The organism is Enterococcus sp. 4G2_DIV0659 (assembly GCF_002140715.2).
In the GTDB taxonomy this organism is placed as follows: Bacteria; Bacillota; Bacilli; order Lactobacillales; family Enterococcaceae; genus Enterococcus_L; species Enterococcus_L mansonii.
Genome location: NZ_NGLE02000001.1, coordinates 3,385,947 through 3,408,316 on the forward strand (window position 1 = coordinate 3,385,947; position 22,370 = coordinate 3,408,316).

Annotated in this window: 20 protein-coding genes and 1 pseudogene; 13 read left to right on the forward strand and 8 right to left on the reverse strand. The window is 36.3% G+C overall.

The genetic code is table 11. The features are described from left to right. Positions 1 to 5 precede the first annotated feature (5 nt). Both A5880_RS15850 and gloA read right to left on the reverse strand, forming a co-directional pair. Complete coding sequence (locus tag A5880_RS15850) at positions 6 to 725, reverse strand: gamma-glutamyl-gamma-aminobutyrate hydrolase family protein (RefSeq protein WP_086330017.1); 720 nt, start codon at positions 723 to 725, stop codon at positions 6 to 8. Positions 726 to 850: 125 nt separating this feature from the next. Further along, a complete protein-coding gene (gloA, locus tag A5880_RS15855) occupies positions 851 to 1,225 on the reverse strand; it encodes a lactoylglutathione lyase (RefSeq protein ID WP_086330018.1) in 375 nt (124 codons plus the stop codon). 173 nt (positions 1,226 to 1,398) lie between these two features. Between gloA and A5880_RS15860 the strand changes: the two genes are divergently transcribed. Further along, positions 1,399 to 1,863 (forward strand): NUDIX hydrolase, encoded by a 465-nt coding sequence (locus A5880_RS15860; RefSeq protein WP_086330019.1) that lies wholly within the window; start codon positions 1,399 to 1,401, stop codon positions 1,861 to 1,863. A gap of 141 nt (positions 1,864 to 2,004) precedes the next feature. Here A5880_RS15860 and yidA read toward each other — a convergent pair whose 3' ends face one another. The 4 genes from yidA to A5880_RS15880 form a co-directional block, all read right to left on the reverse strand. Beyond that, positions 2,005 to 2,811: a sugar-phosphatase gene (yidA, locus tag A5880_RS15865; RefSeq protein ID WP_086330020.1), complete on the reverse strand. Its 807-nt coding sequence runs from the start codon at positions 2,809 to 2,811 to the stop codon at positions 2,005 to 2,007. Positions 2,812 to 2,835: 24 nt separating this feature from the next. Continuing rightward, complete coding sequence (locus tag A5880_RS15870) at positions 2,836 to 4,206, reverse strand: HD domain-containing protein (protein ID WP_086330021.1); 1,371 nt, start codon at positions 4,204 to 4,206, stop codon at positions 2,836 to 2,838. A 66-nt stretch (positions 4,207 to 4,272) separates the two neighbouring features. Further along, positions 4,273 to 5,124 carry a lipoate--protein ligase family protein gene (locus A5880_RS15875; RefSeq protein WP_086330022.1) on the reverse strand — a complete coding sequence of 284 codons (852 nt, stop codon included), beginning with the start codon at positions 5,122 to 5,124 and terminating at the stop codon, positions 4,273 to 4,275. Further along, complete coding sequence (locus tag A5880_RS15880) at positions 5,117 to 5,476, reverse strand: hypothetical protein (RefSeq protein ID WP_086330023.1); 360 nt, start codon at positions 5,474 to 5,476, stop codon at positions 5,117 to 5,119. Before A5880_RS15880 ends, A5880_RS15875 begins: the two co-directional genes overlap by 8 nt. A gap of 193 nt (positions 5,477 to 5,669) precedes the next feature. Between A5880_RS15880 and A5880_RS15885 the strand changes: the two genes are divergently transcribed. The 9 genes from A5880_RS15885 (at position 5,670) to A5880_RS15925 (ending at position 14,625) form a co-directional block, all read left to right on the forward strand. Continuing rightward, positions 5,670 to 6,668: a thiamine pyrophosphate-dependent dehydrogenase E1 component subunit alpha gene (locus A5880_RS15885; RefSeq protein ID WP_086330024.1), complete on the forward strand. Its 999-nt coding sequence runs from the start codon at positions 5,670 to 5,672 to the stop codon at positions 6,666 to 6,668. Then, positions 6,665 to 7,660, forward strand: coding sequence for an alpha-ketoacid dehydrogenase subunit beta (locus A5880_RS15890; RefSeq protein ID WP_086330025.1), 996 nt, complete (start codon positions 6,665 to 6,667; stop codon positions 7,658 to 7,660). Before A5880_RS15885 ends, A5880_RS15890 begins: the two co-directional genes overlap by 4 nt. Further along, positions 7,657 to 8,598, forward strand: a complete 942-nt coding sequence (locus A5880_RS15895; RefSeq protein ID WP_086330026.1) for a sugar-binding transcriptional regulator — start codon at positions 7,657 to 7,659, stop codon at positions 8,596 to 8,598. The genes A5880_RS15890 and A5880_RS15895 overlap by 4 nt, the downstream gene beginning before the upstream one ends. A 132-nt stretch (positions 8,599 to 8,730) precedes the next feature. Beyond that, complete coding sequence (locus A5880_RS15900; RefSeq protein WP_086330027.1) at positions 8,731 to 9,165, forward strand: YwiB family protein; 435 nt, start codon at positions 8,731 to 8,733, stop codon at positions 9,163 to 9,165. A gap of 75 nt (positions 9,166 to 9,240) precedes the next feature. Next, positions 9,241 to 9,870 (forward strand): DNA-directed RNA polymerase subunit delta, encoded by a 630-nt coding sequence (rpoE, locus tag A5880_RS15905; RefSeq protein WP_306298342.1) that lies wholly within the window; start codon positions 9,241 to 9,243, stop codon positions 9,868 to 9,870. Between the two features lie 306 nt (positions 9,871 to 10,176). Next, positions 10,177 to 11,010, forward strand: a complete 834-nt coding sequence (locus A5880_RS15910) for a PRD domain-containing protein (RefSeq protein WP_086330029.1) — start codon at positions 10,177 to 10,179, stop codon at positions 11,008 to 11,010. 21 nt (positions 11,011 to 11,031) lie between these two features. Next, positions 11,032 to 13,017: an N-acetylglucosamine-specific PTS transporter subunit IIBC gene (nagE, locus tag A5880_RS15915; RefSeq protein ID WP_086330030.1), complete on the forward strand. Its 1,986-nt coding sequence runs from the start codon at positions 11,032 to 11,034 to the stop codon at positions 13,015 to 13,017. A gap of 365 nt (positions 13,018 to 13,382) precedes the next feature. Further along, a complete protein-coding gene (locus A5880_RS15920; RefSeq protein ID WP_179190373.1) occupies positions 13,383 to 13,544 on the forward strand; it encodes a hypothetical protein in 162 nt (53 codons plus the stop codon). A 205-nt stretch (positions 13,545 to 13,749) separates the two neighbouring features. After that, positions 13,750 to 14,625, forward strand: coding sequence for a PhzF family phenazine biosynthesis protein (locus tag A5880_RS15925; protein WP_086330031.1), 876 nt, complete (start codon positions 13,750 to 13,752; stop codon positions 14,623 to 14,625). Positions 14,626 to 14,745: 120 nt separating this feature from the next. Here the strand turns inward: A5880_RS15925 and mprF are convergent. After that, a pseudogene (mprF, locus tag A5880_RS15930) lies at positions 14,746 to 17,333 on the reverse strand (bifunctional lysylphosphatidylglycerol flippase/synthetase MprF). A gap of 9 nt (positions 17,334 to 17,342) precedes the next feature. Then, complete coding sequence (locus A5880_RS15935; protein WP_086330033.1) at positions 17,343 to 18,062, reverse strand: alpha/beta fold hydrolase; 720 nt, start codon at positions 18,060 to 18,062, stop codon at positions 17,343 to 17,345. Between the two features lie 173 nt (positions 18,063 to 18,235). On the opposite strand from A5880_RS15935, the gene A5880_RS15940 reads away from it, so the two are divergent. The 3 genes from A5880_RS15940 to dnaG all read left to right on the forward strand — a co-directional run. Further along, a complete protein-coding gene (locus A5880_RS15940; RefSeq protein ID WP_086330034.1) occupies positions 18,236 to 18,853 on the forward strand; it encodes a lysozyme family protein in 618 nt (205 codons plus the stop codon). Between the two features lie 147 nt (positions 18,854 to 19,000). Continuing rightward, positions 19,001 to 21,337, forward strand: a complete 2,337-nt coding sequence (locus tag A5880_RS15945; RefSeq protein WP_086330035.1) for a cation-translocating P-type ATPase — start codon at positions 19,001 to 19,003, stop codon at positions 21,335 to 21,337. 312 nt (positions 21,338 to 21,649) lie between these two features. Next, on the forward strand, positions 21,650 to 22,370 hold a 721-nt coding region (gene dnaG, locus A5880_RS15950; protein WP_336577242.1), incomplete at its 3' end, for a DNA primase.

The following is a 22,370-nucleotide window of genomic DNA, read 5'->3' on the forward strand; positions in this document are numbered from 1 at the left end:
TTTTTTTATAGTTTATTTACAAAATAGTCAAAGAGTTTGAATTCTTTCTCATCTACTTCAAAACGTAGTTCAGGATGCCATTGAACACCTAGCAGTCGCTGTGCCGTATCAACAGATTCAACGCCTTCTACAATACCGTCAGTTGACATCGCAGTGACTTTTAGTGTAGGTGCTAGTTTGTTGATTGCTTGATGATGATAAGAATTAACACGATACTCTTTACCAAATAATTGATATAGGGAGCTGTTTTTTTCGATTTGAATAGCATGTGTTGCAAATTGAGGGAGGGTTGGTTGTTGCCCATGCTTGATTTTCCAATCAGGATACAAGGAGAGATCTTGATATAAGGTTCCTCCTAAAACAATATTTAGTAGCTGCATACCACGACAAACAGCAAAAATTGGTTTTTGTTGTTTTATTGCTTCTTTGATCAGTGCAATTTCAAAAAGATCACGATTTTTATTTGTTTCTTCCAATTTTGGATGAGGTTCTTGTCCAAAAAATTCTGGGGAGATATCTTGTCCACCTGCTAATAATAATTTATCGATTTTTGCTACATAGCCACTGGCAGATTCTGCCTTACCAATGGGCAAAACAATAGGTAATCCGCCTGCATTTTGAACGGCGGTTACGAATCCTTGAGGTGTATAGGTTACATGGTTTCCATTAAAAACATCTACAGATTTAATAATTTGATTTCCTGCTATACCAATAGTTGTTGTCACTTAATCACGTCCTTCGTTTATTTGTAAAATAGTTATTTATGTATAGTTCAAGATAAATAAGAAAAAAGAAACAGTCATTCACTGATTAGAATGAACCTAAAAAGTGAATAACCGCTCATTGACTATCAGCGAGTACGAATAACTTCGACTTTGTACCCGTCTGGATCAGTAATGAAATAGTAAGATGGTGGTGTTCCAGGTAACCCTTTCATATCCGTAACATTAAATCCTGCATTTTTTTGTTCTTCATGTAATTTTTCGATTTCGTCAGTGCTGATCGCAATATGACCATAGCCATTTCCTAAATCGTATGCTTCATGATCGTAATTATACGTTAACTCTAATTCATAGCCATCACCAGGCAATGTTAGATAAACTAAAGTAAATTTATGTTCTGGAAAATCACGACGGCGGCTTTCTTCAAAATTGAAGGCCTTTTGGTAAAAGTCTAGTGAGGCTTCCAAGTCTTTGACACGAACACAAGTATGAGCCATTTTCATATGAATCATCTTCCTTTCAAAAGTGGGTAATCTGGATAAATTCCAAAAGAACCTATCATCATTTTCATAGTAGCATAGACTGAACTAAAATTGTGAGTGAAATGATAAGATATTACTTGTTCATGAGAAAATTCTCATGTAAAATTAAGTCAAACGATAAAGGAGTTGTTTTTATGGAAACACCATCATTTGGTGAAAAATCGGAAACATTGGTATATAAAAAAAGACTGGGTGCGTATATTATTGTATCAAGAAACAATGGAGCAGAAATTGTGTTGGTCCAAGCGCCAAATGGGGCATACTTTTTACCTGGCGGAGAAATCGAGCAAGGAGAAACCAAAGAAGTAGCGATACATCGAGAAATGATAGAAGAATTGGGTGTTGAAGTAGTTATTGGTGAATATTTAGGACAGGCGGATGAATATTTCCATTCGAGACATCGTAAAACAGATTATTACAATCCAGGTTATTTTTTTGTAGCGGATAGTTGGAAGCAGATTTGTGAACCTTTGGAAAAAACAAACACATTACGCTGGGTTTCTGTTGATGAGAGTATTGATTTGCTTAAAAGAGGCAGCCATAAATGGGCAGTAAAAAAATGGAAAGCGAATCAAAAGAACGCGATAAATTCTTTATAATGTACAAGTTCAGATAGAAATAGATTATAAAGGGATTGAATTGTGAGAGTCAAAGTTTTTGTAAGAATGAATTAACCATTGTCAAACTAAATAATAAAAGCAGATTGCATCGATCGTTGCAATCTGCTTTATTGTCTTATTTTACATATATTTCAGTAAAACTTCTGCTACACCATCTTCATCATTGCTTGTTGTATGAATATCGGCTGCACGTTTAACACTTTCAGTTGCATTACCCATAGCAACACCAACACCAGCATATTCAATCATAGATAAGTCATTTTCATTATCACCAATGGCCATTGTTTCGGCTTGGGAAATACCTAAATGATCAGCAAGCTTGGCTAATGCATTCCCTTTGTTCGCTTCTTTGTTTAAAATCTCGTAATAAAAATCGGTACTCTTAACAGTTGTATACTTAGAAGAAAATTCTTCTGGTAATTGACTGATAGCTTGATCCAAAATCTCTGGCTCGTCGATCATCATCATTTTGATAATCGACATATCTGGAGTCATTTCATCAACTGCTCGATATTTCAGCGGCATATCAACCAAATGAGCTTCATGTACAGTATATTTCCCAATATCTCGATTTGCAGTATAAATGGCTTTGTCATCAATAGTATGAAGATGTGCGCCTACTTTTCTAGCCATATATTCGATTTCTAAGAAATCATCATGGCTTAGTGTATAGCGAGAAATGATTTCGTTGGTTTTAGTCGCTTGTACTAAAGAACCGTTATAAGTAATTACAAAATCATTGTCTCCATAGAGCTCTAATTCAGTTAACTGTTCTTTTACACCAGGGAGCGGGCGTCCTGTGCATAAAACAATGTAGATGCCTTTTTCGTTGGCTTTTTTCAGTGTTTCTTTCACTTTTGGGGTGATTTTTCTGTTTGAATCAAGTAGTGTACCATCGATATCTATTGCAACTAGTTTAATTGACATAAGTTCCTCCTGTAAGTCGCTTTTCTAATTTTTTCCTTCAACTAATGCGCCATTATGGATATAGGCCGAAAATTCCCGATACGTATCATCAAATAAATCATAATGCTGTTGCCGTTTAGGATCAACCATTTCTTTAGGAAAGTAAAAACGTTCATCAATTTGAGTTTGGCCAGCAAGGGCTGCAACTAAATGACTGACTTTTGATAATTCGATTAAGGTGCCGTCTTTTTGCATAATTTCAATTTGAGTGCGATGGCTATTTTTTTCTGGGCGATAGAAGTCATAAGGCAAGTCGTAACTTGAATTAATCGCTGTATAATATTTAGGATTATAGCCAACTTTTTCAATTAAGGCTTTTAAATGACGAATCGTAACGGAGTCTTTATTCCCTGAAAAAGTTGCCGATTTCAGCGGTTTCCGAATTAAAAAGCGGTTGGCTAAATCATTAAGTATTGGATCAGGTAAAGATGTCCATTGGGTAAAGTAAGTATTCAGCACACCATCATCCAATTTTAAGTATTCTTGTAATGAAAAAGTACCATTAAAAAAGGGTACAAGCAATTGAGAATGTAATTGATAATCTTCTGGTTGTTGCTCGTATAATTCTTTGGCACGATGAAGCAAGTGATCTAATATTACTTCCATTCCACGAGAAACAGGATGAAAATAGACTTGCACATACATTTGATAACGACTGACAATGTAGTCTTCAACTGCATGCATCCCGTTCATCGCAAAAGCCAAGCCATCTTTATAAGGACGGATCACACGCAAAATTCTGGTCAAATCAAATGTTCCGTATTCCGTTCCAGTAAAATAGGCATCTCGTAATAAATAATCCATGCGATCTGCATCGATCTGGCTGGAAATCATTTGAACAACTTGAGGATTAGGGTATTGTTTAGTAATAACACTTGCTACTTTATCAGGGAAATCGGCTGACACTCGATTCAGAATTTGAAATACTTCTGTTTCTGGTGAGGTGATGATTTCAACTGTGATCGCTTCATGATTCGTATTGAAGATATGTTCAAATGTATGCGAATAAGGTCCGTGACCAACATCATGAAGCAATGCTGCACATAAAGCTACGAGACGTTCGCTATCATCCCATCCTTCTTCTCCTAAATGATCAGAGGAATAGTTTCGTTGGAAAATATCACAAATACGTCGAGTAATTTCATAAACACCCAAAGAGTGAGCAAAACGGCTATGTTCTGCACCATGAAAGGTGAAAGAAGATGTGCCTAATTGTTTGATTCTGCGTAAACGCTGAACTTCAGCCGAATTAATCAAGTCTAAAATAACTTGATGCTGAACATGGATGTAATTATGAACAGGGTCTCGAAAAACCTTTTCAATAGGTAAAATTTGATACTTATAAGGGGTTGACATCATTTCACTCCTTTGGCTGTGGCTTACAGCGGAAAATTTGAATAAGATAGGTTTTTCATTTGAATGTTAAGGTATTAATAATTGATTGCGTTGGGTCATTTTTTGCATTTGTTTTTCTATTTCGGCAGTGAACCATTCAGATGTCATTAGTGTCGGTACTGTTTGTTCGTCCATTACAATGGATGTGTTTTCTAATAATACATCTACTAATCGTTTTTTTACTTCAGTAACGGTCAATGGTCGTTGAAGTAGGTCTTGTAAGTTTGCCATCACAGCAGGATTAACTGGAGGATAGCCATTTTTCCCGAATTCTTCATGTAAACTTGCTTGGTAAAAACGGCGGACGCTTTCACCACGTTGTTGTTGATCTCCATTAATGCTTAAGTAAATCATTACAGCCGTTCCATCTTTTACGCGACGTTGGGCAATACCAGCAAATTTTTTTCCATCTATGCTTAAATCAAAGGTTCCTGGGCAATAGGATTCCTTAATTTCAAAAGCTGAAATTATATGGGAAGAATCTTCAAATGCTTGTTTCATCCAATGCCACATGAACGTGTACGCTTCGTCTATACTTAGTTTTTTATTAGATGGATTAGGAAGAATCAATGAGACATTTAAAATGCCTTCATCCGCAATCACGCCAAGGCCTCCAGCGTTACGAATGACTACATTGTAACCGTCATGTTCTAAAGACGTTAAACCATTTGCCAAATCTGTTACACGGGTATCCTTCATACCAAGAATCATCGCATGATCAAGTTGCCAAAAATGAATAATGGTTTGCTGATTGATACCAGAAAAAGTCGTTAACGTATCGGTTAATGCAAAAGGTAGAAAGTAGTCTTCTTTCCTTAAACAACCTTGGTCATATAAAAAAACGGGGTTCGATGTAAAGTGCTCATTTAAATTAATCATCTAACTCATCATCCTGTTTTGCGCGAGACACATAGTCTTTCACTTCTTTATTCATTTGATTATATTCATTCGTAAAACGCATAGGTTTACTGATAATCCGCATTGGCATGGTGGCTAAAAACTTACTGAAATCTTGTCTTGCTTCTTCAGTTAAGCGACCAGGTTTAGAAACTAAACGCTCATATAAATAATGATAGAAATGATTCATTGCATCAATATCGATGCTCATTTGGTTATGACATTCCTCGCATTCAATACTCGAAATGATTTCATTCATATATTGAATATCGTGAAGTGTCTCTTTTTGGCAATGCATACAAAAAAGCATTGCTTCTTCATCGTGAAATAACATAGGTTTCCACCTCCATGTTCTATTATAAACGATTTAAAAGAAAAATCATGCTTATCTGTGTAGAAATCATTAGGAAAGTTGAAAAACTTTAAGGAAATAAAAAAATAATAAAGAAAATCTTGCTATAGTTCCAATAAACCTATAGAATATTTACATATGATTCTTAGAAGAACAAATGTAAAGGAGTGAGCAGATGAACCAAACAGGGATCAAGACTCAATCAACTGACGGAATAGATAATATAGAAGCGTTAAAAAAAATGTGGGAAATCCGTATTTTTGAAGAAATGATTCAAGAGCTTTTTGACGCTGGAGAACTTTATGGAACAATGCACCTTTGTATTGGACAAGAAGCCACAGCTGTCGGTGGAGCAGGGATTTTAAAACAAAGTGACTGGATTGTTTCCACACATAGAAACCATGGGCATTGTATTGCCAAAGGAACAAGCATTAGAAGTATGTTTGCTGAAATGCTTGGAAAGAAAACTGGGACAAATGAAGGCAAAGGTGGTAGTATGCACATTGCTGATTTAGATGTAGGTAATTTGGGGTCTAATGGCATTGTTGGCGCTGGTTTCCCTATTGCTGCTGGTGCAGCTATGAGCGCACAAATGCAAGGGTCAGATCAAGTTGTCTTATGCTATGCAGGGGATGGAGCTACGAACGAAGGAAGTTTTCACGAGGCGTTGAATTTAGCATCTATTTGGCAGTTGCCTGTTGTTTATTTTATAGAAAACAACCAATATGGCATGAGCAGTTCGATTCAACAGATGGTCAATATTGACAAACTTTCAGATCGAGCAACAAGTTACGGTATTGATGGCGTGACAATTGATGGAAATGATCTAAGTGCAGTGACACAAGCCGTGTCTCAGGCTGTAGCCAAAGCTAGAAGTGGTGAGGGACCAACCTTGATTGAAGCGTTGACCTATCGTCATAAAGGTCATTCTAAATCAGATAAGTTGATGTATCGATCAGAAGAAGAATGCCGTCAATGGCAAGAACATAATGATCCGATTTTACGTTTGGAAAACGAATTGATTAAAAATGGAACGTTGCAAGAAAGTGATATTAGGCATCTAGAATTGACTATTCGAAAAGAGTTATCGGATATCGTTGAGTCAGTAAAAATGGATGATGAGCCAATTGGGGAAGATTTATGGACTCATGTTTATGCGGAGGATGAAAAATGAGAACAATCACTTATTTACAAGCAATCAATGAAGCGCTTGATGAAGCCTTAGCGCAAGATAAACGTGTTTTTTTGTTAGGAGAAGACATTGGCGTTTATGGCGGAGGCTTTGGCGCTACTCAAGGACTTCAAGAAAAATATGGTCAAGAACGTGTTCGGGATACTCCGATATCTGAAAGTGCAATTGCAGGCGCAGCTGTAGGCGCTGCAATGACTGGGATGCGTCCAGTCATGGAACTTCAATTTTCGGATTTTATTACTGTGGCAATGGATCAGTTGGTTAATCAAGCAGCAAAAATTCATTACATGTATAGTGGAAAAGCGAATGTTCCTTTGGTAATGAGGACAGCGGCAGGAGCCGGTACAGGAGCAGCAGCTCAACATTCACAGAGCTTAGAAAATTGGATGGCTCATATACCAGGATTAAAAGTTATTCAACCCTCTAATGCCTATGATGCAAAAGGGTTGCTTCACGCCGCGGTAAAAGATAATAATCCTGTTATGTTTTATGAACATAAACTATTATACAAAACAAGTGGTGATGTCCCAAATGAACCCTACATGATTCCAATTGGTGTTGCTGATATCAAACATGAAGGGGAAGATGTAAGTATCATTGCAACAGGAATAATGGTGAATAAAGCATTAGAAGCCGCAGCCATTGCAAAAGAACGAGGAATTTCAGTTGAAGTAATTGATCCAAGAACATTAGTACCGTTAGATACCGAGACGATTTTACGCTCAGTTAGAAAAACGAAACGAGCAATTGTCGTGACAGAAGCTGTTAAAAATAGCGGATTTAGTGCAGAACTCACTTCTATCATCGCAGAATCTGACATTGCGATGCAATTAAAAGCACCAATTGTTCGGTTAGGCGGAGCATTTGTACCGATGCCGGCCCAAAAGATATTAGAGTCTAAGGCGATCCCGCAAGTTGAATCCATCGTCCAAGCAATAGAGGAATTAATGGTAGAGGTTAATAATGTAAAATGAAAATTAGTGAAGACCATAGAAAAATGCTGAAAATCGTCACGATGTATTATGAACAAGGCCTCACACAAGCAGTAATTGCTAAGGAGATGGGGATTTCACGTCCTGTTATTTCTAAAATTTTGCAGCAGGCGAAGGAGTCTGGCGTTGTTTCAATTTCGATCAAGGATGAATCTGCCTATGCCGTTGAACTTGGTTTGCGTTTGGAAAAAAAATACCAGCTAAATGATGTCATTGTGATCCCAGCCAATGATCAGAGTCAAGCGGAATCTTTACAACGGGAAGTCAGCCGATCCGCTGCATTTTACCTTAAAGAGCGCTTGAAAGCAGAAATGAATGTAGGGTTATCTTGGGGCACAACTCTTGCTGACATGATTGATGAAATGCCCTATTGTTCATTTCCAACGATGAATGTTTGTCCTTTGGTTGGCGGAGTATCTAGTGAGCATCTTTATTTCGATACGAATCATTTAGTCTTCCGATTAGCGGAAAAACTAAATAGTCGCTGTCAGTATTTTTATGCTCCTGCATTAGCTGAAAGTGTCCAATTAGCAGAGGTTTTAAACGAAACACAGTTAGTTGGAAAAGCAATGGATGTAGCCAAAAATGTCGATTTTGCGATTATCGGTGTGGGAAATCCTAATGAAAGTTCTACTTGGAAACGGCTTGGGTATATAGGCACAAAAGAATTGGCTATTATTAAAGAAACTGGGGTTAAGGGCGATGCAGTAGCGTCCTTATTTGACAAAAAAGGACAAACAGTGAACAATGAAATAAGTAAACGAATGCTTGGAATCAAAGCAGAAGACTTGGTTAATATACCAGATGTAATGATTATTGGCTGTGGCAAAGAAAAGGCCGAAAGTATTAAGCCATTATTGCTTGGAAAATGCTGCACCATTCTGGTTATTGATCAGACGATTGCAGAAGCATTGGTCTGATTGTACAGCTATTAATAGGCGCTAAGTATTTGAAAAAGGCGAAATAAGTCAGTGCGCTTTCACATGCTGTCTTATTTTTCTGTTTAGGCAGGATTAGCCCGGTATGTATTTATATTAAGGAGAGTGCTTTTAATGGATTTATCACAAGGAACGCCAGTATCTATTCAACTAAAAACAGTTGTGGATCAGGCGGGGGAAAAGAAAAATTTTTATTTTGATTTAGAGGGGCAAATTGTCAAAATAGGAGATACCTTATATATTCGCTACAAAGAAGAACAAGAAGAAGGCGAAGCGGTGACCGTGACAATTAAAGTTGAACCAGATGGAACCATACAATTGATTCGTGCAGGTGAAATGAGAATGCGTTTGAAGTTTGCCTACCAAGAACGTATAGAAACAAGCTATAAAACACCTTATGGTCTTTTTCAAATCAGTACATTTACCCAAAATTTGCGTTTTAGTTTGAAGGATCAACCTGTTGCAGGAAGTATTTTGGTTGATTATGATTTATACTCTCAAGCTGAAAAAATTGGGGAATATCATTTGGAACTAGAATTTACTGCGTAATTATGAAAGAATCAATTGATTTTTTCTTGATGTTTTTGTATGATAAGGAGTAGACTGTGAAAGGACGTGTACCGTTTGGAAATTAATGTATTTGACGGGTTTAACAAAGATGAATTATCCATGATCGAAGTTGCGCACGCAATTTTAGAACAACGTGAAGATGTAATGGACTTCTCTGATCTAGTAAACCAAATTCAAAATTATCTTGGAAAATCTGACAGCGAAATTCGTGACTCTTTGGCACAATTTTATACTGACTTAAATATTGATGGCAGTTTTATCTCTTTAGGAGATAACCGTTGGGGCTTGCGCTCATGGTATCCAATTGATTCTATCGACGAAGAAGTAACTCATGGTTTAGAAGATGATGAAGAAGATAAGCCACGCCGTAGAAAACGTAAGAAAGTCAATGCATTTATTATTGATGCCAATGATGAAGATGTGATCGACTACAACGATGATGATCCGGAAGATGCCGAATTGACGGATGAAGATGAAGACGACATTCTTTATGATGATGACGATGAAGAAGATGAAGAAATCAAAGCGTATAATTCAGATCTTCAAGAAATCGGCGCAGATTCTGACGATGAAGAAGAAGAACTACCAGGGATCGAAGAAGATCTTACAATCATTGACGAAGATGATGTAGATGATGACTTTGATGATGAAGATGAGTACGCAGATCCTGAAGAGGAAGAATAAAAAGTAAGCGAGGGCGTTCTTATTGCTGAGAACACTCTCGTTTTTCTTTTATTTAATCGACAAGTGCTAGATTTTTTTAACCAGTATGGAAAAATGAATCAAAATGATTGACAAATGGTCTATATCTTTGTAAACTAACACTGTTAACAAAACAAGAATAGCGTTTTCATGTGACTAGATAATACTAGGCATGGAAGAATTTCATTAAAATATGATATACTCATATTTTGACGGGATTGTTCTATGCTTTTTTGTTGTCCTGACGCAAGTTAGCGAACAATCTACTTCTGCAGAAGAGGAATGTTTATGAAAATCAAAAAGGTGCTCAATCAAAATGCGGTACTGGTCCTTGATAAAGGACAGGAAAAAGTGGCAGTTGGTAAAGGCGTGGGTTTTAATAAAAAGAAAAATGATTTGTTATCCCCACAACAGGTGGAGCGAATGTTTGTAATGGAACCTGAGGGCTTGAAAAAGCTTCAAGTTTTATTATCGCAAATTGATGAAAAATATTTTTTTGTCACAGAAGAAATCATCACACATGCTGAGACGGTTCTTGGAGAAAAACTGAATGAACATATTAATATTGGTTTGAGTGATCACATTGCATTTGCGGCAGAAAATATTCAAAATAATATTATTGTGCGCAATAAACTGTTGAATGAGATTGAGATTCTCTATAGTGAAGAATTTTCGATTGCTCAATGGGCAGTTGATTACTTGACACAAACACTTGGAATTCCATTTAGTTATGATGAAGCAGGCTATATTGCGATCCATATTCATAGTGCTCGTAGCGGCAGAACGGATAATAGTAAAAGTATTCGTGAGGTCACCATCGTTTCAGAAATTATTCATTTAATTGAGCAAGAATTAGAGATCAATATTCATGATGAGAAAATGAGTCTAAGTTATTCACGGCTGGTCAATCATTTACGTTTGTTTATTCATCGTTTTCAACAAAGTCAGTATGCAGTATTAGATGATGAGATTTTGGATATCGTAAGAAAAAAGTATGCGGAAAGTTACGAGATTTCCAAGAAAGTTCAAGTTTTGTTAATGAGAAATTTTCACTATCAAGTACCAAACGAAGAATTAGGTTATCTGGCCATTCATATTGAACGGCTGAAGATGATCAAATAAAAGACAAGGGGAGATACAAAAATGAAAGCGTATATGCAAAGAATGGGACGCTCGTTGATGCTTCCTGTAGCTGTATTGCCAGCTGCAGCGATTTTAATGGGTATTGGATACTGGATTGATCCAAACGTTATGACTGGTTTAGGAGATCCAAATTTCTTATCTGTCTTTTTAGTTAAAGCAGGTGGAGCGATTATTGATAATCTACCAATTTTATTTGCGGTAGGTTTAGCTCTAGGTATGTCTAAAGATAAAGATGGTGCAGCAGCACTTAGTGGATTGGTTGCATTCTTAGTTGTAACGACATTACTTTCAAGTGCAGCAGTTGGGGCAATGAAAGGAATTCCAGTAGAGCAAGTTGATCCGGCGTTTGCTAAAATTAGTAACGCATTTATCGGGATTTTGTCTGGTTTGATTGCAGCGGCAATGTACAATCGCTTTAGTCAAGTAAAATTACCAATGGCATTATCATTTTTTAGTGGAAAACGACTAGTACCAATTATGACAGCTTTAGCAATGCTAGTAGCTTCTGGTGTGTTATTTTTCCTTTGGCCAGTAGTTTTCTCTGGTCTAGTTACATTTGGTGAATCGATTTCTAAATTAGGTGCTGTTGGTGCTGGCTTGTATGGATTCTTTAACCGTCTATTGATCCCAACTGGTTTACACCACGCATTAAACTCAGTATTCTGGTTTGACGTTGCTGGTATCAATGATATTGGTAACTTCTTGTCTGGTTCTGGAGAAAAAGGAATCACTGGTATGTACCAAGCTGGTTTCTTCCCAATGATGATGTTTGGTTTACCAGCTGGTGCTTATGCGATTTATCGTAACGCACGCCCAGAAAAGAAAAAAGCAACTGCTTCATTAATGATTGCGGCAGCTTTTGCATCATTCTTCACAGGAATTACTGAACCATTAGAATTTTCATTTATGTTCGTTGCATGGCCTTTATATGTTTTACATGCTATTTTAACAGGGATTTCATTGTTGATTTCAGCACTTTTCCACTGGACAGCAGGTTTTGCGTTTAGTGCTGGTCTAGTCGATTTTGTATTAAGTTTACGTAACCCAATTGCAAATCAACCGTATATGTTGCTTGTTCAAGGTTTAGTGATGGCAGTTTTATACTTTGTTGTATTTGATTTCGCAATCAAAAAATTCAACTTGATGACTCCTGGTCGTGAAGAGGGTGATGGCGAAGAAACACCCGATGTTGATACGACTAGTGACAACCGTTTTGCTACTTTAGCGAACAAAATCTACCAAGGTTTAGGCGCTGATGCAAACGTTACGTCAATCGATAACTGTACAACTCGTTTACGTTTAACTGTTAAAGATACAGGGAAAGTTGACCAAGCAAAAATTAAAGCAGCTGGCGTACCAGGTGTGAAGGTAATCGATGATACAAATATCCAAGTAATTGTTGGTACAGAAGTTCAATTTGTGGCTGACGAAATGAATAAAATCCGTAATGGTGCTGCACCAGTTACGTCAGGTGAACCAGTAAAAAAGCCTGAAGTGAAAACGGAAGCTCCAAAAGCAACAGCCAAAGAGACTGAATTATATTCAGTAGCAAACGGAAAAGTGGTTCCAATTTCAGAAGTACAAGATGATGTATTCTCAGCAAAAATGATGGGTGATGGTTTTGCTGTGATCCCAACAGATGGTGAAGTATCTACACCAGTTTCTGGTAAAATCACAAGTATTTTCCCAACAAAACATGCATTAGGAATCCAAACAGATTCTGGTATCGAAGTATTGTTGCACATGGGCTTAGATACTGTTGAGCTAAAAGGCGCACCATTTACTTTACATGTTGAAGAAGGTCAAGTCTTGAAGCAAGGAGACAAAGTAGCCACAATTGATTTAGCTGCTTTAGAAGCTGCTGGCAAAAAATCTGATTTGATTGTTGTTTTCACTAATCAAGATGTGGTTGAAAGCTATGATTTAACAAAAGGAAATCAAACAGTTTCTGCTAATGAGTCAATTGGTAAAGTAACTGTAAAATAAGCAACTGAAAGCTATTCGAGGGGAATCTCGAATAGCTTTTTTTCTTTACTTGCTTTATTTTTTTTCTATGATATGGTTAATATGTATTTGTTTTTTAGAGGGAAATTATCTTGTTTGGAGAACGCTTTGCACACCGAAGTTTTATTTGATGACCGTAAAGAATTTGGGATGTCGTTAAAAATAGCATACTGGTAAGAAAGTTGCGCTTTTACGGCTTATTGGGGAGATTTCGGATAATTTTATTCGAGCAAAATAAGTACCTATCTACGAAACAATACACTTAATGAGTTAAAAAGTTATACAAAGATATTCAACAAAAAAGGAATTTGAACAAGTGATTGATAGATAATAAGGTGGTAATATTCATGAAGAAAAAAACAGAACAATTGTTGGTATTAATTGAAAAATTTCAAACAGAAGAGTTATCTTTAGAAGATGCAATTGAGCTGAGACGTTTATCCGCAGAATTTGCGAATGTATGTGGTGAAGCTGTTGAGAAAAAAATGGATCAATTTTATAACAAATAATTTAGGCGCTTTCTAAGAAATGCTTAGGAAAAAGTCAAAGGACAAACAAGCCTGATTTTGAAGCAACAGTCAAAATCAGGCTTGTTTTGCTATTCCTCGCATTTCTCTTGCAGATTGGCGGGGTTTTTTGTGAATATTTGATCTCTGCAGATTTTCTTTCTAACGATATATGGTATACTTATCATCAAAAATAGGAGGAGTTAAGATGAGAAGGACTGTTTTAAGGATTGATGCATTCACTAGAACTGTCAATCAAGGAAATCCAGCAGGGGTTGTGTTGAATGGTGATGATTATAATTCACAAGAAATGCAAGAAATTGCCAGAGAAGTAGGCTTTAATGAAACTGTATTTATCTGTGCAAGTGAAAAAGCGGATAGTAAGTTACGGTATTTTACTCCTGGTCATGAGACACCGCTTTGTGGTCATGCAACAATGGGGGCGGTGTTTGCGTTATCGGAGGGAAAAGGAGATCGTCGATTGCAAATTGAAACTGGCGCAGGAGTTTTACCAGTAGATTATAATGACCAAGATAAAAAAATTACTATGCAGCAAGCAAAACCCAAGTTTCTCGATTTTAAAGGAGATCGGTTGGCGCTTTGTAAAAGTCTTGGTATTCAATTGCAAGATATTCATCCAGATTTGCCGATTCAATATGGCAATACGGGTTCTTGGACGCTGCTTTTGCCTGTAGTTCATTCAGACGTATTAGATAAAATGCAGCCAAATTCAACTGATTTTCCGAATATATTAAAAGAAATGCCGAAATCATCAATCCATCCGTTTGCTTTGTGTTCAAGAGAAGCAGGTACATTTTATGCCAGACATTTTTCTTCTCCATTTTCTGGGACAACAGAAGATTCTGTCACTGGAACGGCATCTGGGGTGATGGGCGCCTATTCATTAAATCATATATACACCAAAGAAAAAAACAAAGAGATTACAATTCATCAGGGAAAGCATGTCCAAAGTGAAGGAACTGTCTGGGTGCAGGTATTTCGTGAAGCTCTAGGGGAACATAAGGTAATTATTTCTGGTAATGCTTGTTATAATGGAGAATTCGATGTAGGTAGGGTTGATTAAAAGGACAATGAGAGAGGAGCAAAACGAAAGATCAGTTTTGTTTCGCTTTCTAAATTTGAATAAACGGTCGGGCCAGAAACAACTCTTAGAGTTAAATGTTTCTGGTCCAACCGTTGTTCTTTAACGTTGGGATCTATTCCTTAATATGCGGTGAACGCCATGAATCTTGGATTGTTTTTCAATAGGTGCATTATCAATCATTAATATAGCAATCATTACATAGGCGATAAAACTGTTTCTAGAGTATAAGGTGTATCTAGGAATCCATCTAGACGCATATTTTTCTTTATAGTCTCTTAAACCTTGAAAAGAATAAAAGCGTGAACCAAATTCATAGACTAAATAGGCGATCCGTTCTTGGATAAAACTTTTTTTCGAAGTACCGACATTTGATAAAGGAGCCATTCCTAGATTAAAATAAGTCATTCCTTCTTCGTTCATGTAATTGAATAAAGAAACAAAAAGGTAATCCATAACACCAGAAGGCGCATGTTTACTGTATCTCATCAAGTCAATGGTTCCTTCTTCTTTGGTATAAGTTGGCATGATTGTCGCAAATGCAACGATTTTATTCTCCTGATTTTTCGCAATTGCAAGTTCTCCTCGCTGGATATAGGGTTCAAAAAGAACCCAAGTGAGAACCCTTTTTCTTTGCGACTGCCTAACCATTCATCAGAAACTTGCTTTAATTCATCCATCAATACATCTGAATAAGGAGGGCGAAGAACTTCAAAATGATAATTTTCTTTGGCAAAACGATTCATCACAGCTCGTTCGCTTTTCATTTTTTTACCCGACAATGTAAAATTAGGCAAATCGACATGTGCTTCTTCACCCATTTTTATAAAGTCATAGCCAAATTCATGTAAGAACATCACAATCTCTTCTGAAACTTCATAGAACACTGGCAGATAGCCCAAAAGATCGGCTTCGGTGATAAACTGTTCAATTGCAGTTTGGAAGTCTTCTTTTTTACCCGATGGATCCCCCATCACGATGCATTTGTTATTCACTGTTTTACATTGAATTAAAACGGTCTCTTCGCCATTAGAATCGGTGTAAACATACATTTCTTTATCTTCCAGAAAAATCAATTGACTGTCCGTGTTTCCACCATATTTTTTCAATAGAGTGAAAGCCCGTGTCTCCTCTAAAGGGATACCAATAATGCGTTTCCCACCTTGTAAATAGCGAATAAATAAGTAACTAACCAATGTGACTAATAAAATGCCAATGAATCCGGAAAACCAAATTTTTTCAGAAGGGAACAGAAAGAACGAAATAAAGCGATGTTTATGATGTGGAAATGTAGGTAAATTGTATACACCAATCACAATATATAATACAGTCAGCGCTAGAAAAATAAGTCCATCAACTGTCACCATTTCCCAAGAATACACCAGTTGTTCTCTGAATAATTCTCCTTTTGAAAAAATTACGATTATCAGTAAAAGGGTGAGAAAAAGAATCACTCCCCAACTAAAGTCTTTAATGAATGTATAAATCAATGTGGCAAGAATCAAGCCGATTGTAGGCCAATAAGCTCGTTTAACTCTAGCGGCAATTCCTCGTCCTGTAATTAGTAACAAAAAACCAAGTAAAATAGCTGGGAACTGGGTGATAATATGAAACGATAGGGGATTAAATTTTGTTAACCATTTAAGCTCCGTAAACGCTTCTGGAATCGTCGCTGACAATACAATCATAATGCCCGAAAAATACATTAAAAATACGACAAATTTATGTGCTAATTCTGTCGATAACTCTCTTGGTATACCAGAATAACGAGCATTTAAATTCTGGCTTACGTTTTTTATAAAGAAAAAAACACCAATAATAAACGGTACGATATAGTAAAACAAGCGATAAAGTAAAATCCACGCAACGACAACTTCACGGTTAATGCCAAGTGCTGATAAGCCGAGAATCATCATCAGATCAAAACTACCTAATTCGCCAGGAATCATTGAAACAATACCAATGACAGAAGCGGCGATAAATAATGGTGCTACTTGAAGAGGGTCCGTTTTGACCCCCATTAAAAAGCCAATCAATAAAAAGGTAACTAAGACACCTGTCCATTCTAAAAAAGAAGTTAAGATTAATCCTGCACGTGTCCGATTATCAACATCACCGATATAGTCATCTTTTTTGAGCCAACTAGCTAGTAAAACCACAGGAAAATAAAGACCACCGCCAATCAACCAAATCCAATATTGCTGTAGATAGTCATTTGTATCACCAAATACTACCAAGAAGAATGCTAGTAAACTATAAATAGAAAGCCCAGACATAAGAAATATTAAAATTTTAGACAAAGCTCGGACCACTTTTTTACCGTCTTTTTCTTTGCCGTAAATCTCTGAACGAAGACCAATACTGATCAATCCGCCAAATCCAGCGACGTTATTTATTGTATTAATTGTCCAGCTAGTTTCTAAAAGAAAAATACGTTTAGTTTTTTGCTTCAAAATACGATTCAAAATCACATCATAGCCGATCATAGGAAGGACGGCGACTAGGCCCATAAGGAACATAAGAATAATTTTCCACAAGGGAAGATCTTGAAAAATAGAAGCTAACTGTGTGAACGAAATCGTCTTGCTAATTGAAACGATTTCTCGAATGATAATAATAACAACAGAAAAAATAAAGATTGTTTTAAAATAGCTAAGATGGTCTTTGAACCAATAAAAGATTTTTTTCATTCTAAATACCTACTTGTCTTTCAAAAATGTGAGAATTTTTTTATTGAATATTTCTGGTGCCTTTTTTGCAAAAGAATGTCCTTGTTTATCTACTATAACAAAAGAAGCGTTAGGGATTTCTTTTGCTAAATAAATCGAATGAGAATACTTAATGATATCGTATTTTCCAACAATTACTAATGTTTTTACATTGAAACGCCTCAAATCAAGTGTAGAGACGCCGATGTCTGTAGTCATTAATTTTATGGTTCGTACTCTTTTTTTAGCCTTTTTACTGAATAGTGACAGTAAGCGAAAAAGAGCGAATTCAAGAGCTGTCGCAACTCGAACAGGAAAACGTACACCTTTAACAACTGTGTTACCAGCATTCAATACTAGGCGGCGAACATAATCAGGATAATTTTTAGTAAAGACCATTGCTAAATTGGCTCCATCACTAAAACCAATAATATCTGCTTGCTTGACATGTTCTTGTTTCATAATCAAGTATACATCTTCGGCCATCTGCTCAAAAGAAAGAATGCTGCTTTCGTTGGTTGAACGACCATGCTCGCGACTATCAATTGTATAAACGCGATAATACTTACTAAATGCTGAGATCTGTTTTTGAAAGTATGAACCACTTCCGCCATTTCCGTGGAGAAGAAGTATAGGAAAACCTTGACCCGTTATTTCATAATAGATTAAACTATTATCAGCAGTTATAAGCTTCTTTTTTTGCTTTTTCATATCGTTACCACCTATCTCGTTTAGTATAGCGTTTTTTGATTAGATTTAAAACTGAAAAGAGAATCTATAATTGTTGTTTTTTATTAAAGAAAACTAAAGAAATCACCTTTTTTTAGATTTTTTTTGAATAATATCGTATGATAATTGGTACGTCAAAAAGTTTGGATGATTAGATGAGCAAATTAATAAAATTCGTAAAAAGAATATTACTCCTGTCGTTACTATTGATGGTGATAATTTCAGCCTATTTCGGCTTTAAAATTCGCCAGAATGTTCAACAGGTGATGGGGTATGAAACGCAAGTGAAACAAGCAGCAAAAGAAAACAATATCTCTGAATATGAAGACTTAATTTTAGCCATTATTTATACTGAATCAAAAGGGAAATCCGATGACCTGATGCAAAGTAGTGAGAGTGCTTATGGAAAACAACAAATGATCACAACATCTGAAGAAAGTATTGAAGTGGGGACGGCTTTTTTAGCACAAGCAATTGTAAAAGCGAATCAGTCTGATTGTGATATCTGGACGGCTGTTCAAGCGTACAATTTTGGACTAGATTATATTGATTATGTAAAAGAGCGTGGTGAAAAAAATTCGATCCGACTTGCAGAAAGTTATTCAAAAGAAATTTTGTCTCCTTTGCTTGGAAATGGTGATCAAAAAACGTACCGTTATTATCGCCCTCAAGCGGTGCTATATAATGGCGGCTATCTATATAGTAACGGCGGAAACATGTTTTACGCTGAGATCGTCAAGATGAATCAACAATTTATCAGGTGGCTCAAATAAGCTATTATGAACGCTTTTTTTAATCCTCAAGAACGTTTTTTCTTTAAAAAAGAAGGCATTCTTGAGGATTTTCTTGAACTTCTTTCCATTAACAAGTAAACTAAAGAAGATGTATTTTTACCAAGGAGAAAGTAGGGAACCGAATTCATGACAAATAAGTTTGACATAAAAAAAGGACTGACTCAATTAGAAGTAGAAGAACGAAAGCAACAAGGATTACAAAATAATTATGAAGAGAATGTAGCTAAATCAACCAAAGATATCATTTACGATAATGTGATGACGCTATTTAATTTTTTAAACTTTGCAATTGCTATTTGCTTGTTCTTTGTTGGCGCATATTCCAATTTAGCCTTTTTAGCCATTATACTAGTGAATATGGGAATGGGGATTTATCAAGAAATCCATGCAAGGAATTTAGTTCAAAAATTATCCATTGTTGCGAAAGAAAGTGTACATGTAATACGTGATGGTAACGAGGTAGAAATTGATACAAAAGAATTAGTAATGGATGATATTGTCATGATTTCGGCTGGAGAACAAGTGCCATCTGATATGGAAGTAATAGAAGGGAAAGCAGAAGCCAATGAAGCCTTATTAACTGGTGAATCTGATTTAATTGAGAAAACCGAAGGCGATATTTTGTTGTCCGGTAGCTTTTTAGCCAGTGGGCAAGTTTTTGCTAGAGTGATTCATGTTGGTGCAGATAATTATGCAGTTAAAATCACAGCAGAAGCAAAAGTTCATAAACCTATTCAGTCAGAACTGGTCAACTCGATTCGAAAAGTATCTAAATTTACAAGTTTAGTCATTATTCCGCTTGGGATCATTTTATTCTTGGAAGGTTTCCTGATTCGTGATTCTGGAATGAAGGCGTCTGTTGTGGCATCGGCTGCAGCGTTGTTAGGAATGTTACCTAAAGGTTTAGTGCTATTGATTAGTATTGCTCTGACTACGGGTGTTGTAAAGTTAGCTAAAAAAAGAATTTTAGTTCAAGATATGTATTCCATCGAAACATTAGCACATGTAGATACACTTTGTTTAGACAAAACAGGAACGATAACTGAAGGGAAAATGAAAGTTCAAAAAGTAGAAGTACTTCATGCTGGTCATCATGAAAACTTTCCGCAAATCATTGGTAGTTACTTAGCTGAAAGTACAGATAACAATATTACCATGCAAGCAATTCGTGACCACTTTGAACTATCTAATCGATATGGGGCTGAAAAGACACTACCATTTTCTTCAGAACGTAAATGGGGAGCGGTGGAATTTAAAGAGATTGGCACCGTTTACCTTGGTGCACCTGAAAAGTTAGTTGCATCGGATCGCTTACCAAAAGAAGTAAATGAGGCACAAGAAAACGGCTATCGTGTTTTGATGCTAGCAATCGCAGAAAATACGCCATTAGACGAAGAAAACATCCCTTATTTAGAACCTTTAGCTGTTTTGGAAATCGATGATCCTATCCGTCAAAATGCAAATGAAACATTAGCTTATCTTCGTGAAGAAGGGATTGATCTCAAAGTTATCTCAGGAGATAATCCAGTAACCGTTTCAAACATTGCTCGTCGTGCTGGTCTTTTTGGCTATGAATCTTACATTGATTTATCAACAATGGAGACAGAAGCCGAAGTACGTCAAGCCGTTCATGAATATACCGTTTTTGGACGTGTGACTCCTCAGCAAAAGCGAATTATTGTTCGTGAGTTAAAAGATAATGATCACGTAGTTGCGATGACAGGTGACGGAGTGAATGATGTGTTGGCTTTGAGAGAGGCTGACTGCAGTATCGCAATGGCAGAAGGTGATGGTGCTACAAGACAGATCTCTAATTTAGTCTTATTGGATTCTGACTTCACTACATTACCAGACGTTTTATTTGAAGGTAGACGCGTGGTTAACAACGTAACAAAAGTAGCAAGTATATTCTTTATAAAAACAATTTACTCATTTATTTTATCAATGATTTGCGTATTTAGCGCAGTTGCCTTTCCGTTTATTCCAATTCAAATAACTTTGATTGATTTAGCGATTGAAGGATATCCAGCCTTTTTCCTATCGTTTGAAGGGGATAAGCGAAAAGTAAAAGGGAAGTTTTTACCTACAGCGTTAAGGAATGCATCTGTCAATGCGCTATTGGTTGTTTTGAATATTGTGACGGTTTATATGTTAGCTCAAGGAAAAGGTTTTACACAAATGGATACAACTACTTTGATGTATTACTTATTAATAGGTATTAGTTGTATGGCTGTTATTAGAGCTTGTTTACCTTTCAATCCTTTACGTATATTCTTGGCAATTACAACTGTAGGTGGTATTTATGTGGCTGCTATGCTTTTCCACAGCATTTTAGAAGTCGGGTTTTTAACGCAACAAACACTGCCTATATTTGCTGTAATGATGTTACTTAACATTTTAGTCCGAATTTTGATTGGACTCGTTCAATTGAAAAAAGCTGGAAAAACAATTAAAGACTTATAAGACAATGAGGCTAGGGCACATTCCTTGGTGCTTAAAAATTGATTTGGTTCGTCGAAAAAACAGATTCTATTTATCTGTTTTTTCGTGTATTAAGAATAGCTTTGTATCACTACAATTATTTTAATGTACATTTTATTAATAAATTAAACAGTTCATGAAAATAAAGATGCAATTTACTTGAAAATTATGTTTAGTATGATACAATGAAACATGTGTAATTGTGTCTTTTGAAAATCGCGCTGAAGATTTCAGTGCTTTTTTACTGACTGATCACGTGAATTAGCTTTTAGCTATTTTTTGGAGGTGAGAACAGTGGCACAAAGAATTCCTCAAGAAGTGATAGAGGAAATAAGGCAACGTACGAATATTGTTGATGTTGTTGGACAGTATGTTCAATTGAAAAAATCTGGCAAAAATTATATGGGTTTATGTCCGTTTCACGAAGAACGTTCCCCTTCATTTTCAGTAGCAGAAGACAAACAAATTTTTCATTGTTTTGGCTGTGGAAAAGGTGGAACTGTTTTTAATTTCTTGCAGGAAATTGAAGGAATTAATTTCCCAGAATCTGTTCGACGCGTAGCTGAATTAGAACAAATCCCTGTCTCCATTGACTGGGGCAGTACGATTGAATCAAACTCGACAGAAAATCTCCAAAATCGCAAGCTGATTGAACTACATAAGAAAGCGGCAGATTTGTATCACCATGTGTTGATGAACACTCAAATTGGTGAGCCTGCGCTAGATTATTTGTTAGAACGTGGTTTGACAAAAGAGATTATCGAGACTTTTAAAATTGGTTTTGCGCCTCAAAAAAGGGATTTTCTAACTCAAGTTTTCCAAAATGAGGAAGTTACTGAAGACTTATTGAAAGAATCGGGTCTGTTTATCCAAAGGGAAAGCGGTGAGTTTTTAGATCGTTTTTATCAGCGTGTCATGTTTCCAATCAATGATGATCGCGGGAATGTGATTGCTTTTTCAGGGAGATTATTAAAAACGGAAGATTTTTCAGGCGAAAATATGCCCAAGTATTTAA

Excerpts from the sequence above, each read along its gene's own strand:
- gloA (WP_086330018.1), bottom strand. The coding sequence starts at position 1,225 with ATGAAAATGGCTCATACTTGTGTTCGTGTCAAAGACTTGGAAGCCTCA.
- A5880_RS15860 (WP_086330019.1), top strand. The coding sequence starts at position 1,399 with ATGGAAACACCATCATTTGGTGAAAAATCGGAAACATTGGTATATAAA.
- yidA (WP_086330020.1), bottom strand. The coding sequence starts at position 2,811 with ATGTCAATTAAACTAGTTGCAATAGATATCGATGGTACACTACTTGAT.
- A5880_RS15870 (WP_086330021.1), bottom strand. The coding sequence starts at position 4,206 with ATGTCAACCCCTTATAAGTATCAAATTTTACCTATTGAAAAGGTTTTT.
- A5880_RS15875 (WP_086330022.1), bottom strand. The coding sequence starts at position 5,124 with ATGATTAATTTAAATGAGCACTTTACATCGAACCCCGTTTTTTTATAT.
- A5880_RS15880 (WP_086330023.1), bottom strand. The coding sequence starts at position 5,476 with ATGTTATTTCACGATGAAGAAGCAATGCTTTTTTGTATGCATTGCCAA.
- A5880_RS15885 (WP_086330024.1), top strand. The coding sequence starts at position 5,670 with ATGAACCAAACAGGGATCAAGACTCAATCAACTGACGGAATAGATAAT.
- A5880_RS15890 (WP_086330025.1), top strand. The coding sequence starts at position 6,665 with ATGAGAACAATCACTTATTTACAAGCAATCAATGAAGCGCTTGATGAA.
- A5880_RS15895 (WP_086330026.1), top strand. The coding sequence starts at position 7,657 with ATGAAAATTAGTGAAGACCATAGAAAAATGCTGAAAATCGTCACGATG.
- A5880_RS15900 (WP_086330027.1), top strand. The coding sequence starts at position 8,731 with ATGGATTTATCACAAGGAACGCCAGTATCTATTCAACTAAAAACAGTT.
- A5880_RS15910 (WP_086330029.1), top strand. The coding sequence starts at position 10,177 with ATGAAAATCAAAAAGGTGCTCAATCAAAATGCGGTACTGGTCCTTGAT.
- nagE (WP_086330030.1), top strand. The coding sequence starts at position 11,032 with ATGAAAGCGTATATGCAAAGAATGGGACGCTCGTTGATGCTTCCTGTA.
- A5880_RS15920 (WP_179190373.1), top strand. The coding sequence starts at position 13,383 with ATGAAGAAAAAAACAGAACAATTGTTGGTATTAATTGAAAAATTTCAA.
- A5880_RS15925 (WP_086330031.1), top strand. The coding sequence starts at position 13,750 with ATGAGAAGGACTGTTTTAAGGATTGATGCATTCACTAGAACTGTCAAT.
- A5880_RS15935 (WP_086330033.1), bottom strand. The coding sequence starts at position 18,062 with ATGAAAAAGCAAAAAAAGAAGCTTATAACTGCTGATAATAGTTTAATC.
- A5880_RS15940 (WP_086330034.1), top strand. The coding sequence starts at position 18,236 with ATGAGCAAATTAATAAAATTCGTAAAAAGAATATTACTCCTGTCGTTA.
- A5880_RS15945 (WP_086330035.1), top strand. The coding sequence starts at position 19,001 with ATGACAAATAAGTTTGACATAAAAAAAGGACTGACTCAATTAGAAGTA.